This window comes from Burkholderia sp. BCC1996 (genome assembly GCF_905339955.1).
Lineage (GTDB): Bacteria > Pseudomonadota > Gammaproteobacteria > Burkholderiales > Burkholderiaceae > Burkholderia.
This window is the reverse complement of record NZ_CAJPHM010000042.1, coordinates 1-26,839: the sequence shown is the minus strand read 5'-3', so window position 1 is coordinate 26,839 and position 26,839 is coordinate 1. Positions and strand designations below refer to the sequence as shown.

The 26,839-nt window shown below is 61.3% G+C and carries 24 protein-coding genes and 4 tRNA genes; 2 read left to right on the top strand and 26 right to left on the bottom strand.

Translation table 11 applies throughout. The annotated features are described in order from the left end of the window. Positions 1–2 precede the first annotated feature (2 nt). The 25 genes from rplV to U4Z64_RS34985 form a co-directional block, all read right to left on the bottom strand. On the bottom strand, positions 3–332 hold the full coding sequence (gene rplV / locus U4Z64_RS35105) for a 50S ribosomal protein L22 (protein ID WP_004199272.1): 330 nt from the start codon (positions 330–332) through the stop codon (positions 3–5). Between the two features lie 12 nt (positions 333–344). Beyond that, positions 345–620, bottom strand: coding sequence for a 30S ribosomal protein S19 (gene rpsS, locus U4Z64_RS35100; protein ID WP_004199273.1), 276 nt, complete (start codon positions 618–620; stop codon positions 345–347). A gap of 10 nt (positions 621–630) precedes the next feature. Continuing rightward, the gene (rplB, locus tag U4Z64_RS35095) at positions 631–1,458 is read right to left on the bottom strand and encodes a 50S ribosomal protein L2 (protein ID WP_006482900.1); all 828 of its coding nucleotides are present in this window, start codon (positions 1,456–1,458) and stop codon (positions 631–633) included. Between the two features lie 2 nt (positions 1,459–1,460). Further along, positions 1,461–1,775 carry a 50S ribosomal protein L23 gene (gene rplW / locus U4Z64_RS35090; RefSeq protein ID WP_004199275.1) on the bottom strand — a complete coding sequence of 105 codons (315 nt, stop codon included), beginning with the start codon at positions 1,773–1,775 and terminating at the stop codon, positions 1,461–1,463. After that, complete coding sequence (gene rplD / locus U4Z64_RS35085) at positions 1,772–2,392, bottom strand: 50S ribosomal protein L4 (protein ID WP_006477192.1); 621 nt, start codon at positions 2,390–2,392, stop codon at positions 1,772–1,774. Before rplD ends, rplW begins: the two co-directional genes overlap by 4 nt. After that, a complete protein-coding gene (rplC, locus tag U4Z64_RS35080; RefSeq protein ID WP_006752926.1) occupies positions 2,392–3,042 on the bottom strand; it encodes a 50S ribosomal protein L3 in 651 nt (216 codons plus the stop codon). Before rplC ends, rplD begins: the two co-directional genes overlap by 1 nt. A 178-nt stretch (positions 3,043–3,220) precedes the next feature. Then, positions 3,221–3,532: a 30S ribosomal protein S10 gene (rpsJ, locus tag U4Z64_RS35075; protein WP_004199280.1), complete on the bottom strand. Its 312-nt coding sequence runs from the start codon at positions 3,530–3,532 to the stop codon at positions 3,221–3,223. 285 nt (positions 3,533–3,817) lie between these two features. Continuing rightward, a complete protein-coding gene (gene tuf / locus U4Z64_RS35070; protein ID WP_011350666.1) occupies positions 3,818–5,008 on the bottom strand; it encodes an elongation factor Tu in 1,191 nt (396 codons plus the stop codon). Positions 5,009–5,049: 41 nt separating this feature from the next. After that, positions 5,050–7,152, bottom strand: coding sequence for an elongation factor G (gene fusA, locus U4Z64_RS35065; protein WP_044849034.1), 2,103 nt, complete (start codon positions 7,150–7,152; stop codon positions 5,050–5,052). A gap of 123 nt (positions 7,153–7,275) precedes the next feature. Next, a complete protein-coding gene (rpsG, locus tag U4Z64_RS35060; protein ID WP_006477195.1) occupies positions 7,276–7,746 on the bottom strand; it encodes a 30S ribosomal protein S7 in 471 nt (156 codons plus the stop codon). A gap of 172 nt (positions 7,747–7,918) precedes the next feature. Further along, positions 7,919–8,299, bottom strand: a complete 381-nt coding sequence (gene rpsL, locus U4Z64_RS35055) for a 30S ribosomal protein S12 (RefSeq protein ID WP_006400662.1) — start codon at positions 8,297–8,299, stop codon at positions 7,919–7,921. Between the two features lie 227 nt (positions 8,300–8,526). Further along, the gene (gene recQ / locus U4Z64_RS35050) at positions 8,527–10,374 is read right to left on the bottom strand and encodes a DNA helicase RecQ (RefSeq protein WP_044849035.1); all 1,848 of its coding nucleotides are present in this window, start codon (positions 10,372–10,374) and stop codon (positions 8,527–8,529) included. A 241-nt stretch (positions 10,375–10,615) separates the two neighbouring features. Further along, complete coding sequence (rpoC, locus tag U4Z64_RS35045; protein ID WP_044849036.1) at positions 10,616–14,857, bottom strand: DNA-directed RNA polymerase subunit beta'; 4,242 nt, start codon at positions 14,855–14,857, stop codon at positions 10,616–10,618. A 21-nt stretch (positions 14,858–14,878) separates the two neighbouring features. Next, positions 14,879–18,985: a DNA-directed RNA polymerase subunit beta gene (gene rpoB / locus U4Z64_RS35040; protein WP_044849037.1), complete on the bottom strand. Its 4,107-nt coding sequence runs from the start codon at positions 18,983–18,985 to the stop codon at positions 14,879–14,881. A 376-nt stretch (positions 18,986–19,361) separates the two neighbouring features. Further along, the gene (rplL, locus tag U4Z64_RS35035; protein WP_021161757.1) at positions 19,362–19,736 is read right to left on the bottom strand and encodes a 50S ribosomal protein L7/L12; all 375 of its coding nucleotides are present in this window, start codon (positions 19,734–19,736) and stop codon (positions 19,362–19,364) included. A 63-nt stretch (positions 19,737–19,799) separates the two neighbouring features. Further along, positions 19,800–20,297 (bottom strand): 50S ribosomal protein L10, encoded by a 498-nt coding sequence (gene rplJ, locus U4Z64_RS35030; RefSeq protein ID WP_021161756.1) that lies wholly within the window; start codon positions 20,295–20,297, stop codon positions 19,800–19,802. A gap of 308 nt (positions 20,298–20,605) precedes the next feature. After that, entirely contained in the window at positions 20,606–21,301 is a 696-nt protein-coding gene (gene rplA, locus U4Z64_RS35025; RefSeq protein ID WP_044849038.1) for a 50S ribosomal protein L1, read from the bottom strand. After that, positions 21,302–21,733 carry a 50S ribosomal protein L11 gene (gene rplK / locus U4Z64_RS35020; protein ID WP_006400671.1) on the bottom strand — a complete coding sequence of 144 codons (432 nt, stop codon included), beginning with the start codon at positions 21,731–21,733 and terminating at the stop codon, positions 21,302–21,304. Between the two features lie 140 nt (positions 21,734–21,873). Then, positions 21,874–22,431, bottom strand: coding sequence for a transcription termination/antitermination protein NusG (nusG, locus tag U4Z64_RS35015; RefSeq protein ID WP_006400672.1), 558 nt, complete (start codon positions 22,429–22,431; stop codon positions 21,874–21,876). 1 nt (position 22,432) lies between these two features. Beyond that, a complete protein-coding gene (secE, locus tag U4Z64_RS35010) occupies positions 22,433–22,813 on the bottom strand; it encodes a preprotein translocase subunit SecE (RefSeq protein WP_006482892.1) in 381 nt (126 codons plus the stop codon). Positions 22,814–22,855: 42 nt separating this feature from the next. Further along, positions 22,856–22,931, bottom strand: a tRNA-Trp gene (locus tag U4Z64_RS35005). Between the two features lie 59 nt (positions 22,932–22,990). Next, on the bottom strand, positions 22,991–24,181 hold the full coding sequence (gene tuf / locus U4Z64_RS35000; protein WP_006482910.1) for an elongation factor Tu: 1,191 nt from the start codon (positions 24,179–24,181) through the stop codon (positions 22,991–22,993). Between the two features lie 65 nt (positions 24,182–24,246). Further along, positions 24,247–24,321 (bottom strand) — tRNA-Thr (locus U4Z64_RS34995). 25 nt (positions 24,322–24,346) lie between these two features. Further along, positions 24,347–24,420 (bottom strand) — tRNA-Gly (locus U4Z64_RS34990). A gap of 43 nt (positions 24,421–24,463) precedes the next feature. Next, a tRNA-Tyr gene (locus tag U4Z64_RS34985) sits at positions 24,464–24,549 on the bottom strand. Between the two features lie 972 nt (positions 24,550–25,521). On the opposite strand from U4Z64_RS34985, the gene U4Z64_RS34980 reads away from it, so the two are divergent. Then, a complete protein-coding gene (locus U4Z64_RS34980) occupies positions 25,522–25,752 on the top strand; it encodes a hypothetical protein (protein WP_321822428.1) in 231 nt (76 codons plus the stop codon). A gap of 100 nt (positions 25,753–25,852) precedes the next feature. Continuing rightward, positions 25,853–26,167, top strand: a complete 315-nt coding sequence (locus tag U4Z64_RS34975) for a hypothetical protein (RefSeq protein ID WP_321822427.1) — start codon at positions 25,853–25,855, stop codon at positions 26,165–26,167. A gap of 377 nt (positions 26,168–26,544) precedes the next feature. Here U4Z64_RS34975 and U4Z64_RS34970 read toward each other — a convergent pair. After that, positions 26,545–26,839 (bottom strand): hypothetical protein (locus tag U4Z64_RS34970; RefSeq protein ID WP_321822426.1); only part of this gene is annotated, 295 nt, incomplete at its 5' end.

The window sequence follows — 26,839 nt, the reverse complement described above, 5'->3', positions numbered from 1 at the left end:
CCTTAATTCCCGACCGTCACAGTGATGTGACAGGATTGCTTCTCGATGCGGTTACCGCGGCCCTTGGCGCGCGCGGTGAAACGCTTGAGCGATGCCGCCTTGTCGACGTAGATGCTCTTGATCTTGAGCTCGTCGATATCAGCGCCTTCGTTGTGCTCCGCATTCGCGATTGCCGACAGCACAACCTTCTTCACGATGCCAGCCGCCTTCTTCGGCGAGAACGTCAGAACGTTCAGCGCCTTGTCGACCGGCAAACCGCGGATCTGGTCAGCCACAAGGCGCGTTTTTTGCGCCGAGATGCGGGCACCGCGATGAATTGCTTTCACTTCCATCTTGATTGCCCCTTATTTCTTGGCCTTCTTGTCGGCCGCGTGACCCTTGAACGTACGGGTCAGTGCGAACTCGCCAAGCTTGTGGCCGACCATGTTTTCCGAGATGTACACCGGAACGTGTTGACGGCCGTTGTGAACAGCGATCGTCAGGCCGATGAAATCCGGCAGAATCGTCGAGCGACGCGACCAGGTCTTGATCGGCTTTTTGTCGCGCGAAGCTGCAGCCGCCTCAACTTTCTTCAGCAAATGGGCGTCGCAGAACGGACCTTTTTTTACAGAACGTGCCATTGCCTACTCCTTAACGCTTGTGACGGCGCTGGACGATCATCGTCGTCGTGCGCTTGTTGCTGCGGGTGCGGTAACCCTTAGCCGGCGTACCCCACGGGCTCACCGGGTCGCGACCTGCAGCCGTCTTGCCCTCACCACCACCGTGCGGGTGATCAACCGGGTTCATCGCAACGCCACGCACCGTCGGGCGGATACCGCGCCAGCGGTTCGCGCCAGCCTTGCCGATTTGGCGCAGGCTATGCTCTTCGTTACCGACTTCACCGATCGTTGCACGGCACTCGATGTGCACGCGGCGGATTTCGCCCGAACGCAGACGAACCTGCGCGTAGACGCCTTCACGTGCCAGCAGCATGGCCGACGTGCCAGCCGAACGCGCCATTTGCGCGCCCTTGCCCGGCAGCATCTCGATGCAGTGGATCGTCGTACCGACCGGAATGTTGCGGATCGGCAGCGTGTTGCCTGCACGGATCGGCGCTTCCGAACCCGACATCAGCTGTTGGCCGACGGTCAGGCCCTTCGGGGCGATGATGTAGCGACGCTCGCCGTCTGCGTAGAGCACCAGCGCGATGTTCGCGCTACGGTTCGGGTCGTACTCGAGACGCTCGACCTTTGCCGGAATGCCATCCTTCGTGCGACGGAAATCGACGATACGATAGTGCTGCTTGTGACCACCACCCTTGTGACGCGTGGTGATACGGCCGTTGTTGTTACGGCCGGCGGTCGAGCTCTGCGAGTCGAGCAGTGCCGCGAACGGCTTGCCCTGGTGCAGGTTCTTGTTGACCACCTTGACCATCGCGCGGCGACCCGGCGATGTCGGCTTAACTTTCACGATTGCCATGATTACTTGGCCTCCGCTTCAAAGTTGATTTCCTGGCCGGGCTTCAGGCAAACGTACGCCTTCTTCACGTCCTTGCGGCGGCCCATCGAACGGCCGAAGCGCTTTTGCTTGCCCTTCTGAACCAGCACGTTGACCGAATCAACTTCAACCTTGAACAGCAGCTCGACAGCCGCCTTCACTTCCTGCTTCGTGGCATCCGGTGCGACTTCGAACACGACTTGCTCGTTCTTGTCGGCAACCAGCGTCGCCTTTTCCGAGATCACCGGTGCGAGCAGGACCTGCATCAAACGATGATCGTTCTTGCGAATCTCGCTCATGACAGCAACTCCTCGATCTGGGCGACCGCAGCCTTCGTGACCAGCACTTTCTTGAAGTAGATCAGCGACAGCGGGTCAGCGTAGCGCGGCTCGACAATCGCCACGTGCGGCAGGTTGCGCGAAGCCAGGTACAGGTTCTCGTCGACCGTGTCCGTGATGATCAGAACGGAGTCGAGACCCATGGTCTTGAATTTGTCAGCCAGCAGCTTGGTCTTCGGCGCTTCGAGGATGATGTCCTCGACGACCGACAGACGGCCTTCGCGGGCCAGCTGCGAGAAGATCGAGCAGAGACCTGCGCGATGCATCTTCTTGTTGACCTTGTGCGAGAAGTTTTCTTCCGGCGAGTTCGGGAAGATGCGACCACCGCCACGCCACAACGGGCTCGACGACATACCGGCACGAGCGCGGCCCGTACCCTTCTGACGCCACGGCTTCTTGGTGGTGTGCTTGACTTGCTCGCGGTCCTTCTGTGCGCGGTTACCCTGGCGAGCATTCGCCTGGTACGCGACGACGACCTGGTGGATCAGCGCTTCGTTGTAGTCACGACCGAACACGACGTCCGACGCGTTGACCACTGCACCTTCCTGACCATTTTCGTTCAGGAGCTTGAGTTCCATTATTTCGCCCCCTTGGTCTTGACGGCCGGCGTCACGAAAACCTTGCCGCCCTTCGCGCCCGGAATCGCGCCCTTGACGAGCAGCAGCTTGCGCTCTGCGTCGATACGAGCGATTTCGAGGTTCTGCACCGTCACCGTAACGTCACCGAGGTGACCCGTCATGCGCTTACCCGGGAAAACGCGACCCGGATCCTGCGCCATACCGATCGAGCCCGGCACGTTGTGCGAGCGCGAGTTACCGTGGGTAGCACGGCCGGAGGAGAAGTTGTAACGCTTGATCGTACCGGCGTAGCCCTTACCGATCGACACGCCTTGCACGTCGACCTTCTGGCCTACTTCGAAAAGATCAGCACCGACCACGGCGCCATTCGACAGCTCAGCTGCCTTGGCCGCGTCAATGCGGAATTCCTTGAGGATTTCACCGGCTTCGACACCGGCTTTGGCGAGATGACCTGCCAGCGGCTTCGTCACGCGCGATGCGCGGCGGGAGCCGAATGCAACCTGCACGGCCGTGTAGCCGTCGGTTTCAACAGTCTTGATCTGCGTCACGCGGTTGTCCGACACGTCCAGCACGGTGACGGGAATCGAATCCCCTTCAGCCGTGAAGATACGGGTCATGCCAACCTTGCGACCTACGAGTCCAAGGCTCATCATTTTCTCCATTCCCGACTGCGATTGGTCGGGGCTGATTTACAAAATGCCGGGCACGCAAGGCCCAACTTTTTTACGCGAATACGCGAAAAGCCAAGCAGTATAGCCCGACTTCTCGATTTCCGCAAGCAATACAAAGACTTAGCACCGCCCGGCACGCCAGGAGGCGCCGAAAGCCTTACTGCAGCTTGATTTCCACGTCGACGCCAGCCGGCAGGTCGAGCTTCATCAGCGCGTCAACCGTCTTGTCGGTCGGATCGACGATGTCCATCAGGCGCTGGTGGGTACGGATTTCGAGCTGATCGCGCGACGTCTTGTTGACGTGCGGCGAACGCAGGATGTCAAAACGCTGGATGCGCGTCGGCAGCGGCACCGGGCCACGGACGATTGCGCCAGTCCGCTTCGCGGTATCGACGATCTCGGCAGCCGATTGATCGATCAGACGATAGTCGAAAGCCTTCAGGCGAATGCGGATTTTCTGTTGCTGCATGACGATTCCTTGAAAAGAGCGAGGCGATGTTGCATCGCCGGACACTAAAAGAACGCGAAACCTGTTGCCTGCGGGGAGCGAGGCGCCCGGTCCCGAACGGTACTTCCACTGCTAAGCCCGCGATTCTACACGAAAAATCGAAGCGGTGGTGTGCGTTTGTCAATACGGCAACGCGCACGCCACAAAGAAAAACCGGGTGCCAGATCGAACTGGACACCCGGTTTCGACGGTACGACTGCCTACCGTGGAATCGCGGACCCCGGAGGGATCCGCGGATCGTCGATATTACTCGATGATCTTGGCGACGACGCCGGCGCCGACGGTACGGCCGCCTTCGCGGATTGCGAAGCGCAGACCTTCTTCCATCGCGATCGGAGCGATCAGCTTCACCGTGATCGACACGTTGTCGCCCGGCATCACCATTTCCTTGTCCTTCGGCAGCTCGATCGAGCCCGTCACGTCCGTCGTACGGAAGTAGAACTGCGGACGGTAGTTGTTGAAGAACGGCGTGTGACGGCCGCCTTCGTCCTTGCTCAGCACGTACACTTCAGCCGTGAAGTGCGTGTGCGGCGTGATCGAACCCGGCTTCGCCAGAACCTGGCCACGCTCCACGTCTTCACGCTTCGTGCCGCGCAGCAGGATACCGACGTTGTCGCCTGCCTGACCTTGGTCCAGCAGCTTGCGGAACATTTCAACGCCCGTGCAGGTCGTCTTCACCGTCGGCTTGATACCGACGATTTCGATTTCTTCGCCGACCTTCACGATGCCGCGCTCGACACGACCCGTCACCACCGTACCACGGCCCGAGATCGAGAACACGTCTTCCACCGGCATCAGGAACGCGCCGTCAACTGCACGCTCCGGCGTCGGGATGTACGTGTCCAGCGCATCTGCCAGGCTCATGATCGCCACTTCGCCCAGCTCGCCCGTGTCGCCTTCCAGCGCCAGCTTGGCCGAACCCTTCACGATCGGCGTGTCGTCGCCCGGGAAGTCGTACTTCGACAGGAGTTCGCGAACTTCCATCTCGACCAGCTCGAGCAGTTCAGCGTCGTCCACCATGTCGCACTTGTTCAGGAACACGATGATGTACGGAACGCCAACCTGACGTGCCAGCAGGATGTGCTCACGCGTCTGCGGCATCGGGCCGTCTGCTGCCGAGCAAACCAGGATCGCGCCGTCCATCTGTGCCGCGCCCGTGATCATGTTCTTCACATAGTCAGCGTGGCCCGGGCAGTCGACGTGTGCGTAGTGGCGGTTAGCCGTTTCATACTCGACGTGTGCCGTGTTGATCGTGATGCCGCGCGCCTTTTCTTCCGGTGCCGCGTCGATCTGGTCGTAAGCCTTCGCTTCGCCGCCGAACTTCTTCGTCAGCACCGTCGTGATCGCTGCCGTCAGCGTCGTCTTGCCGTGGTCAACGTGACCAATCGTACCAACGTTGACGTGCGGCTTGGTCCGCTCAAATTTACCTTTTGCCATGATTCTCTTCTTTCAAAAAATATCGGTTGGTAGCTGCAGATTTACTTCGACTTCGCGCTGATGATCGCTTCAGCAACGTTGCGCGGAGCTTCAGCGTAGTGCTTGAACTCCATCGTGTACGTTGCACGACCTTGCGTCAGCGAACGCAGCGACGTCGAGTAACCGAACATTTCCGACAGCGGCACTTCGGCGCGAACGATCTTGCCGCCGCCAACCATGTCTTCCATGCCCTGGACGATACCGCGACGGCCCGACAGGTCGCCCATCACGTTGCCCATGTAGTCTTCCGGCGTCTCGACTTCGACAGCCATCATCGGCTCGAGGACGACCGGGTTCGCCTTGCGCATCGCTTCCTTGAACGCCATCGAACCGGCCATGCGGAACGCGTTTTCGTTCGAGTCAACGTCGTGGTACGAACCGAACGTCAGGTGAACCTTCACGTCGACGACCGGGAAGCCAGCCAGCACGCCCGACTTCAGCGTGTCCTGGATACCCTTGTCGACCGCCGGGATGTATTCACGCGGAATCACACCACCCTTGATCTCGTCGAAGAACTCGTAGCCCTTGCCTTGTTCGTTCGGCTCGAGCGTGATGACCGCGTGACCGTACTGGCCGCGACCACCCGACTGCTTGACGAACTTGCCGTCGACATCCTTCGCCGTCGAACGGATCGTTTCGCGGTATGCAACCTGCGGCTTGCCGACGGTCGCTTCCACGCCGAATTCACGCTTCATCCGGTCGACCAGAATTTCGAGGTGGAGCTCGCCCATGCCCGAAATGATGGTCTGGCCCGACTCTTCGTCGGTCTGCACGCGGAACGACGGATCTTCCTGCGCCAGACGGTTCAGCGCGAGGCCCATCTTTTCCTGGTCAGCCTTGGTCTTCGGCTCGACAGCCTGCGAAATCACCGGCTCCGGGAACACCATGCGTTCGAGAACGATCGGGTTCGCCGGGTCGCACAGCGTGTCGCCCGTGGTCGCTTCCTTCAGGCCGACCGCAGCAGCGATGTCGCCTGCACGGACTTCCTTGATTTCTTCACGCTGGTTCGCGTGCATCTGCAGAATCCGGCCGAGGCGTTCCTTCTTGCCCTTGGTCGAGTTCAGCAGCGTGTCGCCCGAATTGACGACGCCCGAGTACACACGGAAGAAGATCAGCTGGCCGACGAACGGGTCGGTCATGATCTTGAACGCGAGCGACGAGAACTTCTCTTCGTCCGACGCCTTGCGCTCTGCTTCTTCACCGTTTTCGAGCTCGCCCTTGACCGGCGGGATGTCGACCGGCGACGGCAGGAAGTCGATCACGGCGTCGAGCATACGCTGCACGCCCTTGTTCTTGAACGCGGTACCGCACAGCATCGGCTGGATTTCGCACGCGATCGTACGGTCGCGCAGCGCCTTGACGATGTCGGCTTCCGGCAGATCGCCTTCTTCCAGGTACTTGTTCATCAGGTCTTCGCTGGCTTCAGCAGCCACTTCGACCATCTTTTCGCGCCATTCCTTGCAGGTCTCGGCGAGCTCGGCCGGGATGTCGACGTAGTCGAACTTCGTGCCTTGCGACGCTTCGTCCCAAATGATCGCCTTCATCTTGATCAGGTCGACCACGCCCTTGAAGTTTTCTTCCGAGCCGATCGGCACCACGACCGGAACCGGGTTCGCCTTCAGGCGCAGACGGAGCTGGTCGTAGACCTTGAAGAAGTTCGCGCCGGTACGGTCCATCTTGTTGACGAACGCGAGACGGGGCACCTTGTACTTGTTAGCCTGGCGCCACACCGTTTCCGACTGCGGCTGCACGCCGCCCACTGCGCAGTACACCATGCACGCGCCGTCGAGCACGCGCATCGAACGCTCCACTTCGATCGTGAAGTCGACGTGGCCCGGGGTGTCGATGATGTTGATGCGGTGTTCCGGATAGTTGCCGCCCATGCCCTTCCAGAAGGCCGTGGTAGCAGCGGACGTGATCGTGATGCCACGCTCTTGTTCCTGCTCCATCCAGTCCATCGTTGCTGCGCCGTCGTGGACTTCACCGATCTTGTGGTTCACACCGGTGTAAAACAGAATGCGCTCGGTCGTCGTCGTTTTGCCGGCGTCGATGTGAGCGCTAATACCGATATTGCGGTAGCGCTCGATAGGAGTCTTGCGAGCCACTTTGATCCTCTACTGGGATGACATGATGCAGCCCAGCTGCATCATGCTTCAACACAAACGGGCGAGGCGCCTGAAAAGCGCACCCGCCCGGAATTTATTTCCGCAAACAGCCCAGCCAGGCGCTTAGAAACGGAAATGCGAGAACGCGCGGTTGGCTTCTGCCATGCGGTGAACTTCATCGCGCTTCTTCATCGCGCCGCCACGGCCTTCGGCCGCTTCGGAGAGTTCACCTGCCAGGCGCAGAGCCATCGACTTCTCGCTGCGCTTCTTCGCAGCCTCACGCAGCCAGCGCATCGCCAATGCCATACGACGCGACGGGCGCACTTCGACCGGAACTTGATAGTTGGCACCACCAACGCGGCGGCTCTTCACTTCGACCACCGGCTTCACGTTGTTGAGCGCAACCGTGAACACTTCCAGCGGGTCCTTGCCACCCTTGGTCTGGATTTGTTCGAATGCGCCATAAACGATGCGCTCTGCAACCGACTTCTTGCCGGACAGCATCAGCATGTTCATGAACTTGGCAACATCAACGTTGCCGAACTTCGGATCCGGCAACACTTCCCGCTTGGGGACTTCGCGACGACGCGGCATGATTCTTCCTTTACTTGTTCAGTTGGAGCTGGTTCCAGCTCCGCGGCCACCAACAAACCCGATCACATCTTCACGACTAACCAGCTTGGCCGGGTGACCACTTACTCGACAGCACCGGCAATCCGGCACTCCCGCCTTGACCGCCCTGCGGCGATCCCTGATCAAAAACTGCTTACTTGGCAGCCTTTGCACGCTTCGCGCCGTACTTCGAGCGCGCTTGCTTACGGTCCTTGACGCCCTGGGTATCCAGCGAGCCGCGAACCATGTGGTAACGCACACCCGGCAAGTCCTTCACACGGCCGCCGCGGATCAGCACAACCGAGTGTTCCTGCAGGTTGTGGCCTTCACCGCCGATGTACGAAATCACTTCGAAGCCGTTCGTCAGACGAACCTTGGCGACCTTACGGAGTGCCGAGTTCGGCTTCTTCGGCGTCGTCGTGTACACACGGGTGCACACGCCGCGACGCTGGGGGCAGTCCTGCAGGGCCGGGCTCTTGCTCTTCGTCGTTTCCGACTGACGGCCTTTGCGAACCAGTTGGTTGATGGTTGGCATTGTTTATTCCTGAAATTGAACAAAATCTGCACATCGATTTCGGGCAAAGCGAGAATCGACGCACAGTTGACTTCCGAACCGGCGAATCGGGTGCGAGCTTTCGAACGCGACACGGCCCACCGAATACCGGAACCCAGCATGATATTCCGGAAATGCCAACTAAGTCAACGGCTTGCGTGATTTGCCAGCCGCGCGGGCGGTTTACCGGAAGGGTCGGAACACCTGTGTCACGCCGATTCGACGACGTCGATGATCTCGTCGCCGAAGCGTTCGAGCTTGCGCACGCCCATGCCGGGGATATGGCGCAGGTCGTCGATCGTCTCCGGCGCGTTGCGCGCGATTTCGGCCAGCGTCGCATCGTGGAAGATCACGTAGGCCGGCACGCCGTCGGACTTCGCGGTTTCCGCGCGCCACGCGCGCAGCGCGTCCCAGCGTGCGCGCTCGCGCGTGCCCATGCCGGCCGTCGGGTCGACGCGCGTGCCGCTGCGGCTCGACGACTGGCGCGTGCGCTGCGGCTTCACGTAGCGGCGCAGCGTGACCTTCTCCTCGTTCTTCAGCACCGGCTTCGCGGCCTCGGTCAGCATCAGCGCGCCGAAGCCGCCATGGTCGACCGCGAGATAGCCGTACGCGACGAGTTGCCGGAAAATCGCGCGCCACTCGGGTTCGGACAGCGATGCGCCGATCCCGAACGTGCTGAGCTGGTCGTGGCCGCGCTGCAACACTTTCTCCGTGCGGCCGCCGCGCAGGATCTCGATCAGATGGCTCGAGCCGAAATTGAAGCCGCTCGCGCGCTGCGCGCGGAATACGCATGACAGCGCCATCTGCGCCTCGCGCGTCGCGTCCCATGAATCGGGCGGTTCGAGGCACGTGTCGCAGTTGCCGCACGGCTGGCTCGCCTCGCCGAAATAGTTGAGGAGCCGCACGCGCCGGCACGAGATCGTCTCGCACAACCCGAGCAACGCGTCGAGCTTCGACGTCTGCACGCGCTTGTGCGCGTCGTCCGCATCGGACTCGTCGATCATCTTGCGCTGCTGGACGACGTCGCCGAGCCCATACGCCATCCACGCATTCGCCGGCATCCCGTCGCGGCCCGCACGGCCGGTTTCCTGGTAGTAGCCCTCGACGCTCTTCGGCAAATCGAGGTGCGCGACAAAGCGCACATCCGGCTTGTCGATGCCCATGCCGAACGCGATCGTGGCGCACATCACGATGCCTTCCTCGCGCTGGAACATTTCCTGGTGCTTCTGCCGTACCTCGAACTCCATCCCCGCGTGATACGGCAGCGCGCGCACACCCTGAGCCTTCAGCCATTCGGCCGTTTCCTCGACCTTGCGGCGCGACAGGCAGTAGACGACGCCCGCGTCGGTCGTGCCGTCCGCGTTCGTGTGTTCCGCGCGGATGAAATCGAGCAGCTGCGAACGCGCATTGTCTTTCTCGACGATCCGGTAACGGATGTTCGGGCGATCGAAGCTCGACACGAACACGCGCGCGTCGTCGAGCGCGAGGCGATGGATGATCTCGTCGCGCGTGATCGCGTCGGCAGTGGCCGTCAGCGCGATGCGCGGCACCGACGGGAAGCGTTCGTGCAGCACCGACAGCTGGATGTATTCGGGACGGAAGTCATGCCCCCACTGCGACACGCAGTGCGCCTCGTCGATCGCGAACAGGCCGATCTTCGCGCGCTCGAGCAGGTCGAGGAAGCGGCCCGTCATCAGCCGCTCGGGCGCGACGTACAGCAGGTCGATCTCGCCCTCGCGCAACGCGCGCTCGGTCGCCGCGGCCTCGGCGCCCGACAGTGTCGAGTTCAGGTAGGCCGCGCGCACGCCGACTTCGCTCAGCGCGGCGACCTGGTCCTGCATCAGCGCGATCAGCGGCGACACCACGATGCCCGCGCCCTGCCCGGCCTCGCGGCGCAGCAGCGCCGGGATCTGGTAGCACAGCGACTTGCCGCCGCCCGTCGGCATCAGCACGAGGCAATCGCCGCCGCCGGCGACGTGTTCGACGATCTCGCCCTGCTGGCCGCGAAAGGCGGAATAACCAAAAACTTCGTCGAGGATTTCGAGGGCGCGGGACATGAGTGAGAACGAGGACGGCGGAAGGATGACCGCAATTTTAACAACCCGCTCGCGCAGCGCGCGGCGAATCGTGCAACGTTGGCCGATCGGACAGGGTTCGAGCGCGCGCATGACGGGCCTGCGCAACCGAGCGGCAAGCCCGTCATGCACGTGAACGACGGATAAAAAAAACCGCCCGGCGAACCGGGCGGTTTCGATGACAGCGAATACGGCAGCGTGAGGCGGCTCGCGCCGCCCGCGCTTATTCGGCTGCCGGGTGTTGCGGCTCTTCCGCCGGCGCGCTCGGCGTACCGAAGTCGAATGCCTCTTCCGCAGCGATCTGGTCGAAACGCTCGCGGTCGGACATCTCCTTCGCCTTGCGTGCCTTGTGGAACGCGAGACCCGTACCGGCCGGGATCAGACGGCCGACGATCACGTTTTCCTTCAGGCCGCGCAGATCGTCGCGCTTGCCCATGATCGCCGCTTCGGTCAGCACGCGGGTCGTTTCCTGGAACGATGCCGCGGAGATGAACGAGTCGGTCGACAGCGACGCCTTCGTGATACCGAGGAGCACGTTGTCGTACGAAGCCGGGCGCTTGCCCTCGGCGATCATGCGATCGTTCTCGTCCAGCATGTCGGAACGCTCGACCTGTTCGCCCGGGATGAAGCGCGTATCACCGTTGTCGGTGATCTGCACACGACGCAGCATCTGGCGAACGATCACCTCGATGTGCTTGTCGTTGATCTTCACGCCCTGCAGACGATACACGTCCTGCACTTCGTCGACGATGTAGCGCGACAGCGCCTCGATACCCTGCAGACGCAGGATGTCGTGCGGATCGGCCGGGCCGTCCACGATCATTTCACCCTTGTTGACGACCTGAGCATCGTGGACCAGGACCTGCTTTTCCTTCGCGATCAGGAACTCGTGCTGATTGCCTTCGAGGTCCGTGATGACGAGACGCTGCTTGCCCTTCGTGTCCTTGCCGAACGACGTCGTACCGGTGACTTCCGCGAGAATGCCGGCATCCTTCGGCGAACGCGCTTCGAACAGTTCCGCCACCCGCGGCAGACCGCCGGTAATGTCACGCGTCTTCTGCGCTTCGGTCGGGATACGTGCAAGCACTTCACCCACCTGCACTTGCTGGCCGTCCTTCACGGTGATCAGTGCGCCGACCTGGAAGCCGATCTGCACTGCGTGCTCCGTGCCCGGGATCTTCACTTCGTCGCCGTTCGCGTCGAGCAGTTTCACCTGCGGACGCACGCTCTTCGAAGCTTGCGAACCACGACGCTTCACGTCGATCACGACCAGCGTCGACAGGCCGGTCACGTCGTCGATCTGCTTCGCGACGGTCACGCCTTCCTCGACGTTCTCGAACTTCACCGTACCACCGTACTCGGTGATGATCGGACGCGTCATCGGGTCCCACGTCGCCAGCTGCGTGCCGGCCTTGATCGTCGCACCGTCGAGTTGCAGCAGCGTCGCGCCGTACGGCACTTTGTGACGCTCGCGCTCGCGACCGAAATCGTCGGTGATCAGCGCCTCGCCCGAACGCGAAATGACGATCTGCTCGCCCTTCGCGTTGGTGACGTAACGCATCGTCGCCGTGAAACGCACGATACCGTTGCTCTTCGCTTCGACCGACGACGCCACTGCCGCACGCGATGCCGCACCACCGATGTGGAACGTACGCATCGTCAGCTGCGTGCCCGGTTCACCGATCGACTGTGCCGCGATCACGCCGACTGCTTCGCCGACGTTCACGAGCGAGCCGCGGCCGAGGTCACGGCCGTAGCAGGCCGCGCACAGACCGTAGCGCGTTTCGCAGGTCAGCGGCGTGCGCACGCGCACTTCGTCGATGCCGAGGCGTTCGATTTCCTCGACCGCCGTTTCGTCGAGCAGCGTGCCCGATTCGTACAGCGTTTCCTGCGTTTCCGGGTTCACGACGTCCGCGACCGCAACGCGGCCGAGGATACGGTCGCGCAGCGCTTCGACGACTTCACCGCCTTCGACCAGCGCCTTCATCGCGACGCCGTTCGACGTGCCGCAATCGTCCTCGACCACCACCAGATCCTGCGTGACGTCGACGAGACGACGCGTCAGGTAACCCGAGTTCGCGGTCTTCAGTGCCGTATCAGCCAGACCCTTACGTGCACCGTGGGTCGAGATGAAGTACTGCAACACGTTCAGGCCTTCGCGGAAGTTCGCGGTAATCGGCGTCTCGATAATCGAGCCGTCCGGCTTCGCCATCAGGCCTCGCATACCGGCCAGCTGACGAATCTGCACCGCCGAACCCCGGGCGCCCGAGTCGGCCATCATGTAGATCGAGTTGAACGACTCCTGGCGCGTCTCGTTGCCGTCGCGGTCCGTCACCGGCTCCGTCGACAGCTGCTCCATCATCGCCTTGCCGACCGCTTCCGACGTTGCCGACCAGATGTCGACCACGTTGTTGTAGCGTTCCTGCGCGGTGACGAGACCCGACATGTACTGGCGGTCGTACTCCTTCACCTTCTTCGCGGCGTCGCCGACGATCGTTTCCTTCTGCGGCGGCACGAGCATGTCGTCCACGCAGATCGAAATGCCGGCACGCGTTGCGAGGCGGAAACCCGACTGCATCAGCTGGTCGGCGAACACGACCGTCGCACGCAGACCGCACTTGCGGAATGCGGTGTTGATCAGGCGCGAGATTTCCTTCTTCTTCAGCGGCTTGTTCAGCACCGAGAACGGCAGGCCGTGCGGCAGGATCTCCGACAGGATCGCGCGACCGACGGTCGTCGCGTACAGCGAGATCTTCGGCACGAATTCCGGCGCGCCTTCCGACGTGTCCTCGTTGCGGACCATTTCGGTGATCCGCACGTTGACGCGCGAGGCCAGCTCGACTTCCTTGTTCTCGTACGCGCGGATCACTTCCGACACGCCGGTGAACGACAGGCCTTCGCCCTTGCCGTTGATCGCTTCGCGGGTCGCATAGTACAGACCCAGCACGATATCCTGCGACGGCACGATCGACGGATCGCCGTTGGCCGGGAACAGCACGTTGTTCGACGCCAGCATCAGCGTACGCGCTTCCATCTGCGCTTCGAGCGACAGCGGCACGTGAACGGCCATCTGGTCACCGTCGAAGTCGGCGTTGAACGCCGCGCAGACGAGCGGGTGCAGCTGAATCGCCTTGCCTTCGATCAGCACCGGCTCGAACGCCTGGATACCGAGACGGTGCAGCGTCGGCGCACGGTTCAGCATCACCGGGTGCTCGCGGATCACCTCTTCGAGGATGTCCCACACCACCGGCGTCTGGTTCTCGACTTCCTTCTTCGCAGCCTTGATGGTCGTCGCAACGCCCATCACTTCCAGCTTGTTGAAGATGAACGGCTTGAACAGCTCGAGCGCCATCAGCTTCGGCAGACCGCACTGGTGCAGCTTCAGCGTCGGGCCGACCACGATGACCGAACGGCCCGAGTAGTCGACGCGCTTGCCCAGCAGGTTCTGACGGAAACGACCGCCCTTGCCCTTGATCATGTCGGCGAGCGACTTCAGCGGACGCTTGTTCGCGCCCGTCATCGCCTTGCCGCGACGACCGTTGTCGAGCAGCGAGTCGACGGCTTCCTGCAGCATCCGCTTTTCGTTGCGGACGATGATTTCAGGTGCCTTCAGCTCGAGCAGACGCTTCAACCGGTTGTTACGGTTGATCACGCGGCGATACAGGTCGTTCAGGTCCGACGTCGCGAAACGGCCGCCGTCCAGCGGCACGAGCGGACGCAGTTCCGGCGGCAGCACCGGCAGCACTTCGAGGATCATCCACTCGGGCTTGATGCCCGAGCGCTGGAATGCCTCGAGGACCTTCAGGCGCTTCGCGTACTTCTTGATCTTCGCTTCCGAGCCGGTGTTCTTCAGCTCGGTGCGCAGCGTCTCGACCTGCTCGTCGATGTTGATCGCACGCAGCAGTTCACGCACGCCTTCCGCGCCCATCTCGGCACGGAATTCGTCGCCGTATTCCTCGACCTTGTTGTAGTAATCCTCTTCGGTCATGATCTGCCGCGCCTTCAGCGGCGTCATGCCCGGTTCGATCACCACGTATGCTTCGAAGTACAGCACGCGTTCGATGTCGCGCAGCGTCATGTCGAGCACCATGCCCAGACGCGACGGCAGCGACTTCAGGAACCAGATGTGCGCGACCGGCGAGGCCAGCTCGATGTGGCCCATCCGTTCGCGACGCACCTTCGCCAGCGTCACTTCGACGCCGCACTTCTCGCAGATCACGCCGCGGTGCTTCAGGCGCTTGTACTTGCCGCACAGGCACTCGTAGTCCTTGATCGGCCCGAAGATCTTCGCGCAGAACAGACCATCGCGTTCCGGCTTGAACGTACGGTAGTTGATGGTCTCCGGCTTCTTCACTTCGCCGAACGACCACGAGCGGATCTTGTCCGGCGAGGCCAGACCGATCTTGATCGCGTCGAAAACTTCTTCCTGTTGGACTTGCTTGAATAGATCGAGCAGAGCTTTCATTGCCTTCTCTCCGTAGTCCGATTAATTGCGGTCGAGATCGATGTCGATACCGAGCGAGCGGATTTCCTTCACGAGCACGTTGAAGGATTCCGGCATGCCTGCATCGATCACGTGATCGCCCTTGACGAGGTTCTCGTAAACCTTCGTCCGGCCGGTCACGTCGTCCGACTTCACCGTCAGCATTTCCTGCAGCACGTAGGACGCGCCGTACGCTTCGAGTGCCCACACTTCCATTTCACCGAAACGCTGGCCACCGAACTGCGCCTTACCACCCAGCGGCTGCTGCGTGACGAGCGAGTACGGGCCGGTCGAACGTGCGTGCATCTTGTCGTCGACCAAGTGGTGCAGCTTCAGGTAGTGCATGTAGCCGAGCGTCACGCGACGTTCGAACATTTCACCCGTGCGGCCGTCGTACAGGCGGACCTGGTTCTTCGACGGGTTCATGCCGAGCTGTTCCGCGATGTCGTCCGGGAACGCGAGGTCGAGCATCTTGCCCATTTCTTCCTCGGTCGCACCGTCGAACACCGGCGTTGCAAACGGCACGCCTTCGCGCAGGTTCTTCGCGAGTTCGAGGATCTCGTCGTCGGTGAAGCTTTCCAGGTCTTCCTGGCGGCCCGACTCGTTGTAGATCTTCGTCAGGAACACGCGCAGTTCCTCGATCTTCGCCTGACGCTGCAGCATTTCGCCGATACGCCAGCCGAGGCCCTTCGCGGCCCAGCCGAGGTGCACTTCCAGAACCTGACCCACGTTCATCCGCGACGGAACGCCCAGCGGGTTCAGCACGACGTCTGCCGGACGGCCGTCGGCCATGTACGGCATGTCTTCGATCGGGACGATCTTCGACACGACACCCTTGTTACCGTGACGGCCCGCCATCTTGTCGCCAGGCTGCAGGCGACGCTTGACCGCGAGGTACACCTTGACCATCTTCAGCACGCCCGGCGGCAGTTCGTCGCCTTGCGTGAGCTTCTTGCGCTTCTCTTCGAACGCGAGGTCGAACTGGTGACGCTTCTCTTCGATCGAGTTCTTGATCGCTTCGAGCGATGCCGCTGCTTCGTCGTCCGCGAGGCGGATGTCGAACCAGTGGTAGTGGTCGAGGTCTTCCAGGTAAGCCTGGTCGATCTTCGTGCCCTTCGCGAGCTTCTTCGGACCGCCGTTCGCGACCTTGCCCACCAGCATGCGTGCGAGACGCTGGAACGCGTCGCCTTCCACGATGCGCAGCTGGTCGTTCAGGTCGAGACGGTAGCGCTTCAGTTCGTCGTCGATGATCTGTTGCGCGCGCTTGTCGCGCTGGATGCCTTCACGCGTGAACACCTGGACGTCGATCACGGTGCCGCTCATGCCCGACGGCACGCGCAGCGACGTGTCCTTCACGTCCGAAGCCTTCTCGCCGAAGATCGCGCGCAGCAGCTTCTCTTCCGGCGTCAGCTGGGTCTCGCCCTTCGGCGTGACCTTGCCGACCAGCACGTCGCCCGCTTCGACTTCAGCACCGATGTACACGATGCCCGATTCGTCGAGACGGCCGAGCTGGACTTCCGCCAGGTTCGAGATGTCGCGCGTGATTTCTTCCGGCCCGAGCTTCGTGTCGCGTGCAACGACGTTCAGCTCTTCGATGTGGATCGACGTGTAGCGATCGTCCGCAACGACCTTCTCCGAGATCAGGATCGAGTCTTCGAAGTTGTAGCCGTTCCACGGCATGAACGCGATCAGCATGTTCTGGCCGAGCGCGAGCTCGCCCAGGTCCGTCGAGGCGCCGTCGGCCAGCACGTCGCCGCGCGAGACCTTGTCGCCCATCTTCACGATCGGACGCTGGTTGATGTTCGTGTTCTGGTTCGAACGCGTGTACTTGATCAGGTTGTAGATGTCGACACCGACTTCACCCGCGACCGCTTCGTCGTCGTTCACGCGAATCACGATACGGCCTGCGTCGACGTAGTCGACCACGCCACCGCGGAACGCCTGGACCGTCGTGCCCGAGTCGACCGCGCAGGTGCGCTCGATACCCGTACCGACGACCGGCTTTTCCGGACGCAGACACGGCACGGCCTGACGCTGCATGTTCGAACCCATCAGTGCACGGTTCGCGTCGTCGTGCTCGAGGAACGGGATCAGCGAAGCTGCAACCGACACGATCTGCGACGGCGCGACGTCCATGTACTGGATACGGTCCGGCGTGACCATCATCGTTTCGCCGGCTTCACGCGACGACACGAGTTCGTCGATCAGCGTGCCGTTTTCGTCGATCGCGGCGTTCGCCTGCGCGATCATGTAGCGGCCTTCCTCGATCGCCGACAGGTAGTCGATCTGGTCGGTCACCTTGCTGTCCACGACCTTGCGGTACGGCGTCTCGAGGAAGCCGTACTCGTTCAGGTGCGCGTACAGTGCGAGCGAGTTGATCAGACCGATGTTCGGACCTTCCGGCGTTTCGATCGGGCACACGCGGCCATAGTGGGTCGGGTGCACGTCACGCACTTCGAAGCCTGCGCGTTCGCGCGTCAGACCGCCCGGGCCCAGTGCGGAAACACGGCGCTTGTGCGTGATTTCCGACAGCGGGTTGGTCTGGTCCATGAACTGCGACAGCTGCGACGAACCGAAGAACTCGCGGATCGCCGACGAAATCGGCTTCGAGTTGATCAGGTCGTGCGGCATCAGGTTTTCGCTTTCGGCCTGGCCGAGGCGTTCCTTGACCGCGCGCTCGACACGCACGAGACCTGCGCGGAACTGGTTTTCCGCCAGTTCGCCGACGCAACGCACGCGACGGTTGCCGAGGTGGTCGATGTCGTCCACTTCGCCCTTGCCGTTGCGCAGCTCGACGAGGATCTTGATCGTCGCGAGGATGTCGTCGTCCTGCAGCGTCATCGGGCCGACGATCTCGTCACGGCCGACGCGGCGGTTGAACTTCATGCGGCCGACCTTCGACAGGTCGTACGCTTCTTCGCTGTAGAACAGACGGTTGAACAGCGCCTCGACCGCTTCTTCGGTCGGCGGCTCGCCCGGACGCATCATGCGGTAGATCGCGATGCGCGCGGCCGTCTTGTCGGTCGTTTCGTCGACACGCAGCGTCGACGAGATGTACGGACCCTGGTCCAGATCGTTCGTGTAGAGCGTCTGGATGTCCTTGATGTCCGCTTCGCGCAGCTTCTCGAGCACGCTTTCCGTGACTTCGTCGTTGGCGCTCGCGATCACTTCGCCGGTGTCGCCGTCGACGACGTTCTTCGCCAGCACGCGGCCGAGCAGATAGTCTTCCGGCACCGAGATGAACTTGGTCTTCGCGGCTTCGAGGTCGCGAATGTGCTTCGCGTTGATCCGCTTGTCCTTCTGGACGATGACCTTGCCATCACGATCCGTGATGTCGAAGCGTGCGACTTCACCACGCAGGCGCTCGGGCACGAACTCGAGTTGCGCGCCTTCGCCCATCAGCGTGAAGTTGTCGAACACGAAGAAGTTCGCGAGGATCTGTTCCGGCGTCAGGCCGATGGCCTTCAGCAGGATCGTGACCGGCATCTTGCGGCGACGGTCGACGCGGAAGTACAGGATGTCCTTCGGATCGAATTCGAAGTCGAGCCACGAGCCGCGGTACGGAATGATCCGTGCCGAGAACAGCAGCTTGCCCGAGCTGTGCGTCTTGCCCTTGTCGTGTTCGAAGAACACGCCCGGCGAACGGTGCAGCTGCGAGACGATGACACGCTCGGTGCCGTTGATGACGAACGAGCCCGTCGGCGTCATGAGCGGAATTTCGCCCATGTACACTTCCTGCTCCTTCACTTCCTTGACGACCGGCTTGTTCGGCGATTCCTTGTCGAGGATGACGAGGCGGACCTTCGCGCGCAGCGCGGAGCAGTACGTCAGGCCACGCTGCTGGCATTCCTTGATGTTGAATGCCGGCGCGGACAACGCATAGCTCACGAACTCGAGGCGCGCGAAGCCGTTGTGCGAAACAATGGGAAATACCGATGTGAAGGCGGCCTGCAAACCTTCAGGCTTGCGTTGCGCGCCAGGCACATCGGCTTGCAGAAACGTGCTGAATGATTCAAGCTGGGTGGCCAGCAAGAACGGAACTTGGTGAACGATGGGGCGCTTCGCGAAACTCTTGCGAATGCGCTTCTTCTCGGTGAAGGAATATTGCATACGATCTCCGAATCACGGCGGGTGCTGTCGAGGCGGGATACCTGGACGTTTCAAACCCGAGTGTTCACCGACTGAGACCCGATGGCCGCCCGATGGCTTGAACGAGCCGAGAAGCTTGGTGGTTGGCCGCTACCAACCGCTGGCTGACGGCAGCGGATGCCTGTGTTGCCCGCTACCCGACCAAACTTGCCTTCTGCAGTCGCTTCAGAAGACAAAGAGAAACGCCAATCGATGCATTGACAACGATTCGGCGGTTTTCTTTGGCTTCTGGGGCCGATTATTCGGGCTCCCGAATGAGTGCCAGAATAACGTCCCCACAAAGCACAAAAAGGCCGGCGGTGAAAATACCGCCAGCCTTCGCACAGCGCGTCGAAACTTACTTGACTTCGACCTTCGCGCCTGCTTCTTCCAGCTTCTTCTTGGCTTCTTCAGCAGCAGCCTTGTCGACGCCTTCCTTGACAGCCTTCGGTGCGCCGTCAACGACGTCCTTCGCTTCCTTCAGGCCCAGGCCCGTCAGTTCGCGAACTGCCTTGATGACTGCAACCTTGTTGCTGCCTGCTTCAGCCAGAACGACCGTGAATTCGGTCTTTTCTTCTGCAGCAGCAGCAGCGCCGCCGCCTGCCGGGCCAGCGACTGCCACTGCAGCTGCCGACACGCCAAACTTCTCTTCGAACGCCTTGACCAGTTCGTTCAGTTCCAGAACGGTCATCCCTTCGACTGCTGCCAGGATGTCTTCTTTTGCGATTGCCATTTGAAATACTCCTAAATTGAATTCGGATACAGCCAGCGATCAGTAACGCTGATGCACGTTCGCTTACGCAGCTTCCGCTTGCTTCTTCTCGGCGAGCGCGGCCAGAGCACGCGCGAAGCCCGAAACAGGCGATTGCATAACGAACAGCAGCTTCGAGAGCAGTTCTTCACGGCTCGGGATGCTTGCCAGCGCTTGCACGCCAGCCTTGTCCATCACCTTGCCATCGAACGAACCAGCCTTGATGACCAACTTGTCATTGCTCTTGCTGAAGTCGTTGACGACCTTAGCAGCGGCAATTGCATCTTCCGAGATGCCGTAGATCAGCGGACCAGTCATCTGCTCTGCCAGCGGAGCAAACGGGGTACCTTCAACAGCGCGACGCGCCAGCGTGTTCTTCAACACGCGCAGGTAAACCTGTTGCTCACGCGCTTTCGCGCGCAGCTTGGTCAGATCGCCAACCGCAATTCCACGATACTCAGCCAGCACAACGGTCTGGGCCTTCGCGACTTGCGCGGAAACCTCAGCGACGACGGCTTGCTTGTCTTCTCTATTAAGCGGCACGGTTAGCCTCCAGAAACGATACGTTCGGCGCGGCCGGCATGGCCGAAACCTCACGTACCTCGTTCAACAACGGCGTCCGACCTCGTTAGGAGTATTTCCACCTCACGCCGTGAATCGCTTCACGACCTGCGGCTTCACCACTGCAAAACTTTTTCGGGTTCGCCATCTGCGTTGGCTTGAATTAAGGGATCGCCTGCCTGCTGCGTCCCACCAACGGTCTTTGATAACCGGTTGCCCGCCCAACTGCACGAACAACCGCCCAAAGCCCATGTAGGCCGCTTCGCGAACGAAGCGGCCCGAATACTTTCTTACGCTGCCAGCGTAGCCTGGTCGACACGCACGCCGACGCCCATCGTGCTCGACAGTGCGATCTTGCGCAGGTAGACGCCCTTGCTCGTTGCCGGCTTCGCCTTCTGCAGCGCTTCGATCAGCGCCGACAGGTTCGAACGCAGTGCAGTCGATTCGAACGATGCACGGCCGATGGTCGCGTGGATGATACCGGCCTTGTCGACACGGAATTGCACCTGACCAGCCTTCGCGTTCTTGACGGCGGTTGCGACGTCCGGCGTGACCGTGCCGACCTTCGGGTTCGGCATCAGGCCGCGCGGGCCGAGGATCTGACCGAGCGTACCGACGATACGCATCGTGTCCGGCGAAGCGATCACGATGTCGAAGTCCATCTGGCCAGCCTTGATCTGCTCAGCCAGGTCTTCCATACCGACGATTTCCGCGCCTGCTGCACGAGCCTGCTCGGCCTTCTCGCCTTGCGCGAACACGGCAACGCGAACCGACTTGCCCGTACCTGCCGGCAGAACGACCGAACCACGAACGACCTGGTCCGACTTCTTCGCATCGATGCCGAGCTGGACTGCGACGTCGATCGATTCGTTGAACTTCGCGCTCGCGCATTCCTTCACGAGTGCCAGTGCGTCTTCGATCGCGTACAGCTTCTGACGGTCGACCTTGGCGGCAAATGCCTGACGGCGCTTGGAGATCTTAGCCATTTACACGCCCTCCACAGTGATGCCCATCGAGCGTGCGCTACCAGCGATGGTGCGAACGGCTGCGTCCAGATCAGCTGCCGTAAGGTCCGGCATCTTGGTCTTCGCGATTTCTTCGGCTTGAGCGCGCGTGATCGAACCGACCTTGTCGGTGTGCGGCTTGCTCGAGCCCTTGTCCACCTTCGCCGCCTTCTTGATCAGGACGGTTGCCGGCGGCGTCTTCATCACGAACGTGAAGCTCTTGTCAGCGTATGCCGTGATGACCACCGGCACCGGCAGACCCGGCTCCATGCCTTGAGTCTGCGCGTTGAACGCCTTGCAGAACTCCATGATGTTCAGGCCGCGCTGGCCCAGTGCCGGACCGACCGGCGGCGACGGGTTGGCTTTACCTGCAGGAATCTGCAGCTTGATAAAGCCGACAATCTTCTTTGCCATTTGTAAACCTCGTTGGAACGCCAGACGGCGTTCGGTGAGTGATAACGCGCGTTCGCCGCTGGCTACTGACGCTCCTCAACGGCCATAACGCGGACCGTAAGCGCGAAGGTGGGCAGCCGAGGCTGCCCACCGAATCGGGATCAAACTTTTTCGACCTGGCCGAACTCGAGTTCGACCGGAGTGGATCGGCCAAAGATCGTGACCGACACACGCACGCGCGATTTTTCGTAGTTGACTTCTTCGACCGTGCCGTTGAAGTCCGTGAACGGGCCTTCCTTGACACGCACCATCTCGCCAACTTCGAACAGGGTCTTCGGGCGCGGCTTCTCGACGCCTTCCTGCATCTGCGACATGATCTTTTCGACTTCCTTCGGGGAAATCGGAGTCGGGCGGTTACGCGCACCGCCGACGAAACCCGTGACCTTCGCCGTGTTCTTCACGAGGTGCCACGTTTCGTCCGTCATTTCCATTTCCACCAGCACGTAGCCGGGGAAGAAACGACGCTCGGTTACTGCCTTGTGGCCACCTTTGACTTCGACCACTTCTTCGGTCGGAACCAGGATCTGACCGAATTTATCCTGCATGCCAGCACGTTCGATGCGCTCCTGAAGCGCACGCTGCACGCTCTTCTCCATACCGGAGTAGGCGTGCACGACGTACCAACGCTTTCCGCTCGGGGATGCCGGAGTATCGCTCATATCATTTCCAACCCAGAATCGCCGAGAAAATCACCCATTCGATCGATTTGTCACTCAACCAGAGGAAAATCGCCATCACGAGCACGAAACCGAACACGACGAGTGTGGTTTGCGTTGCTTCCTTGCGGGTGGGCCAAACGACCTTGCGGACTTCCTTGTACGAGTCCTTGGCAAACGCGATGAGGCTCTTGCCAGGTGCGGACATCAGGCCGACGGCCACGCCGGCGATGATACCTACCGCCAATGCGGCACCGCGGACATACCACTGCTGGTTGGCCAGCCAGAAGAAGCCCACGAATCCGGCCAAGACCAGCAATACGCCCAGGGCCAGCATCAGCTTATCGCCGGAGGTATTTACAGTTTCGACGGATGGATTCGCCATAACACCTTAAAACAAATGCCACGTGGGACACGTGGCGATTTTTGGCAGGGGCAGAGGGAATCGAACCCCCAACCTTCGGTTTTGGAGACCGACGCTCTGCCAGTTGAGCTATACCCCTAAACCATGCTGGGGCTGGCTGTTGCCAGCCCCAAAACTGTCGATCAACGAATAACTGGCTTACTCGATGATCTTGGCGACGACGCCGGCGCCGACGGTACGGCCGCCTTCGCGGATTGCGAAGCGCAGACCTTCTTCCATCGCGATCGGAGCGATCAGCTTCACCGTGATCGACACGTTGTCGCCCGGCATCACCATTTCCTTGTCCTTCGGCAGCTCGATCGAGCCCGTCACGTCCGTCGTACGGAAGTAGAACTGCGGACGGTAGTTGTTGAAGAACGGCGTGTGACGGCCGCCTTCGTCCTTGCTCAGCACGTACACTTCAGCCGTGAAGTGCGTGTGCGGCGTGATCGAACCCGGCTTCGCCAGAACCTGGCCACGCTCCACGTCTTCACGCTTCGTGCCGCGCAGCAGGATACCGACGTTGTCGCCTGCCTGACCTTGGTCCAGCAGCTTGCGGAACATTTCAACGCCCGTGCAGGTCGTCTTCACCGTCGGCTTGATACCGACGATTTCGATTTCTTCGCCGACCTTCACGATGCCGCGCTCGACACGACCCGTCACCACCGTACCACGGCCCGAGATCGAGAACACGTCTTCCACCGGCATCAGGAACGCGCCGTCAACTGCACGCTCCGGCGTCGGGATGTACGTGTCCAGCGCATCTGCCAGGCTCATGATCGCCACTTCGCCCAGCTCGCCCGTGTCGCCTTCCAGCGCCAGCTTGGCCGAACCCTTCACGATCGGCGTGTCGTCGCCCGGGAAGTCGTACTTCGACAGGAGTTCGCGAACTTCCATCTCGACCAGCTCGAGCAGTTCAGCGTCGTCCACCATGTCGCACTTGTTCAGGAACACGATGATGTACGGAACGCCAACCTGACGTGCCAGCAGGATGTGCTCACGCGTCTGCGGCATCGGGCCGTCTGCTGCCGAGCAAACCAGGATCGCGCCGTCCATCTGTGCCGCGCCCGTGATCATGTTCTTCACATAGTCAGCGTGGCCCGGGCAGTCGACGTGTGCGTAGTGGCGGTTAGCCGTTTCGTACTCGACGTGTGCCGTGTTGATCGTGATGCCGCGCGCCTTTTCTTCCGGTGCCGCGTCGATCTGGTCGTAAGCCTTCGCTTCGCCGCCGAACTTCTTCGTCAGCACCGTCGTGATCGCTGCCGTCAGCGTCGTCTTGCCGTGGTCAACGTGACCAATCGTACCAACGTTGACGTGCGGCTTGGTCCGCTCAAACTTTTCCTTGGCCATTTTCAACTCCCGAAAGGAATTTCACATGTTGCGCCGCGCGCAAACAGACACTGACTTTTTACTGCTGGTGCCCATGGGCAGGATCGAACTGCCGACCTCTCCCTTACCAAGGGAGTGCTCTACCACTGAGCCACATGGGCGGTATTACGCTTCAACTACACGGACTGGAGCGGGTGAAGGGAATCGAACCCTCGTCGTAAGCTTGGAAGGCTTCTGCTCTACCATTGAGCTACACCCGCACGGGCCACTAACGATTCCCTACCGCTCTCTGCGCTGATGTTCTGGTGGAGGAGGTTGGATTCGAACCAACGTAGGCGTAAGCCAACAGATTTACAGTCTGCCCCCTTTAGCCACTCGGGCACCCCTCCGTAGAGAACTGACGATTATGGGGGTGCATCGCACTCTTGTCAAGCACATCCGGAAGATTATTTTCATTCTCTTCCAGCGCACCCTGGCGACTCACCCGACACCCGCGCTCACCCGGCTGAGGCAAGCACAAGAGGATCGCCGATCGGCGCCCACATCTTCGTCAGACTCCGTCTTTAGCTTCGATTTGCATCTTCGCTGAAAACGAAAGACCGCCATGATACGACCTCTCACGCATAATGCCAAGCGGGTAAACGCAAAAAATTTGCAATTTCCATGCCGGAGGAATCTGCAAGGCTTCCGACGCGAGCCCAGGGGGTAGGTTGATTAATGGCGACACATCAGCACCCCGCCAAACCCGGGACAACCGGCTTCTGCGCGCAAGGGTTTCCGGCAAACGGGGTGCCGAAGCCGGATTCCAGGGAAAGCGTCGCCGTTCCCGCTTGCTCCGTTGCGACACCGGAATCGAACCCGGAAAGCACCTAGGGGGCTATCTTCGCCCCCTCCCCTCATCACCACTGACGGACGGCACGCGCGGTACCATCCCGTGTCCCGCGATCGTGCCGACCGCTCTCCCGTTTCCCTGCCTCCACGCGATACCCTGTCGTCCGTCTTGCCTTCGCACTGGTCTTTGCTTCCTCCGTGGCACATGCGGGCAACATCGACAACGCGTGGTGCAGTACGGGAAGGAATCGCGGCAGTCCGAGAGCCGACGCTTTCCGGGCACCACACCGCCAGGCGCGCGAAAGGCGCCGCGGCTCGCGCGACGCATGAGACTTTAAAACCGGCCGTCGACGCCGGCTGCTTGTTGGCCACCAGCACGCGGCGACGCCCGCGAGTCACGACTCCGGAAGCGATCGCGTACGCGTGGTTGCCGAACGAGCGTCAACCTACGTTATCGCGGCTGATAGCGACGCTGGCACCTTGCGAGAAGGTCCAACAGCTCGGCCTGCCTAGATGTCTTGGTGCCGCTGATGCGCGACGATCTGCGCCCGCACGCCTGCTGCCACATCGCTTGCGTGTCGCCGTCGCTGCGAACGTTCAGCAGTGCAGCGCGCATTGTGTCGAACCGTCCTTCGTGCAAGCCGACCACCATGAATGTCTGGGCGGCCTATCGCGGCGAGGCTGCGCTATACACGCGCCATCCGACGTGTGGATACGAATGGAACCTCGTTCAGTCAAGCGCGGAGCTGCATCGGCTTTGACCGGGGCGCCTGTACGTCGCCTCGTACGAACCAGGCGGCAGGGAAGCCGACATTCAACGCGGGTTCGTCGACATCGACTACTCGCTGCCCGGCGATGCTCATGTCGACCCGGAGCCATGGCAGCAGCACGATCCGCCGATTCGCCCGATCGAGCGCTTGGCACTGGGTAGCCCAAGCACTTGCATGCACGGTGCGGTCGCCCGGCGTCAACGCGGACGGTACGCATTTCGGATTGATGGGCGAAGGCTGCCACTATTTCGGCGGCACCGTCTATTCGCTCGTCGAAGAAATTCGCCTCCGCGACGCCTTCGCGCCGATGGAAGGCCTCATGGCGGTTGCGGTCGTCACGCATATGCCGACGGGCGCGCGATCTCGGCCTCGCGCTGTCGCCGAGGCAGCCATGGATTTGCCCTGAGACGCGCCAATCACACACCAGCACCTCGAAACAGAATCGACGACGTTGGGCGGAGATAACCGATATACACCAATTAAGAGCCCGAGATAATGGACTCCGATTTGCGATGGCTAGACTTGCCGTGCAATGTGCTCGAGGAGGTAAATAACGGGAGAACGACCGGAGGCGTGATCACTTCGAGCATGACGCGGCCATCGGCGGCACCCCGGCGATTGACGGAGCCTTCGGCTGCGCGCAAGGGTGACCCGCCCCCTGGTCGGTTCATCACGGGATGGAAACCGCGCGGAGCTCGAAGCCAGTGGCAACCGAGATGATAGACGTGGTAGATCTCGCTGCGCGGGTTCGATGCAGTCAACGATGATGAGGAGCAGGATGCGTCAATGAGCCGCCATCTGCTCAAACAATTCGGCGCCGATCAGACTCTCGCGCTGCGAGCGGTGCAAGACTGGCCGCCCTGGCCGCGGAGTTACCGGCAGCAGCGGGGTCGAGCCACTCGTCCATTCGCGACACGGCGCGCGGCGTACATGAAAGTCCCGCCCGCTCGACCAGCCAGCCAGCCAGCCAGCTTGCTTGCTTGCTTGCTTGCTTGCTTGCGCCAACGCCAACGCCAACGCCAACGCCAACGCCAACGCCAACGCCAACGCCCGGCGGTGGTTGTACATTTTCTGCGCT

Bases quoted from the DNA above. Each gene is read 5' to 3' on its own strand.
- rplV (WP_004199272.1), bottom strand. From the start codon at position 332: ATGGAAGTGAAAGCAATTCATCGCGGTGCCCGCATCTCGGCGCAAAAA.
- rpsS (WP_004199273.1), bottom strand. From the start codon at position 620: ATGGCACGTTCTGTAAAAAAAGGTCCGTTCTGCGACGCCCATTTGCTG.
- rplB (WP_006482900.1), bottom strand. From the start codon at position 1,458: ATGGCAATCGTGAAAGTTAAGCCGACATCGCCGGGTCGCCGCGCGATG.
- rplW (WP_004199275.1), bottom strand. From the start codon at position 1,775: ATGAGCGAGATTCGCAAGAACGATCATCGTTTGATGCAGGTCCTGCTC.
- rplD (WP_006477192.1), bottom strand. From the start codon at position 2,392: ATGGAACTCAAGCTCCTGAACGAAAATGGTCAGGAAGGTGCAGTGGTC.
- rplC (WP_006752926.1), bottom strand. From the start codon at position 3,042: ATGAGCCTTGGACTCGTAGGTCGCAAGGTTGGCATGACCCGTATCTTC.
- rpsJ (WP_004199280.1), bottom strand. From the start codon at position 3,532: ATGCAGCAACAGAAAATCCGCATTCGCCTGAAGGCTTTCGACTATCGT.
- tuf (WP_011350666.1), bottom strand. From the start codon at position 5,008: ATGGCAAAAGGTAAATTTGAGCGGACCAAGCCGCACGTCAACGTTGGT.
- rpsG (WP_006477195.1), bottom strand. From the start codon at position 7,746: ATGCCGCGTCGTCGCGAAGTCCCCAAGCGGGAAGTGTTGCCGGATCCG.
- rpsL (WP_006400662.1), bottom strand. From the start codon at position 8,299: ATGCCAACCATCAACCAACTGGTTCGCAAAGGCCGTCAGTCGGAAACG.
- recQ (WP_044849035.1), bottom strand. From the start codon at position 10,374: ATGTCCCGCGCCCTCGAAATCCTCGACGAAGTTTTTGGTTATTCCGCC.
- rpoC (WP_044849036.1), bottom strand. From the start codon at position 14,857: ATGAAAGCTCTGCTCGATCTATTCAAGCAAGTCCAACAGGAAGAAGTT.
- rpoB (WP_044849037.1), bottom strand. From the start codon at position 18,985: ATGCAATATTCCTTCACCGAGAAGAAGCGCATTCGCAAGAGTTTCGCG.
- rplL (WP_021161757.1), bottom strand. From the start codon at position 19,736: ATGGCAATCGCAAAAGAAGACATCCTGGCAGCAGTCGAAGGGATGACC.
- rplA (WP_044849038.1), bottom strand. From the start codon at position 21,301: ATGGCTAAGATCTCCAAGCGCCGTCAGGCATTTGCCGCCAAGGTCGAC.
- rplK (WP_006400671.1), bottom strand. From the start codon at position 21,733: ATGGCAAAGAAGATTGTCGGCTTTATCAAGCTGCAGATTCCTGCAGGT.
- nusG (WP_006400672.1), bottom strand. From the start codon at position 22,431: ATGAGCGATACTCCGGCATCCCCGAGCGGAAAGCGTTGGTACGTCGTG.
- secE (WP_006482892.1), bottom strand. From the start codon at position 22,813: ATGGCGAATCCATCCGTCGAAACTGTAAATACCTCCGGCGATAAGCTG.
- tuf (WP_006482910.1), bottom strand. From the start codon at position 24,181: ATGGCCAAGGAAAAGTTTGAGCGGACCAAGCCGCACGTCAACGTTGGT.
- U4Z64_RS34980 (WP_321822428.1), top strand. From the start codon at position 25,522: ATGCGCGACGATCTGCGCCCGCACGCCTGCTGCCACATCGCTTGCGTG.
- U4Z64_RS34975 (WP_321822427.1), top strand. From the start codon at position 25,853: ATGTCGACCCGGAGCCATGGCAGCAGCACGATCCGCCGATTCGCCCGA.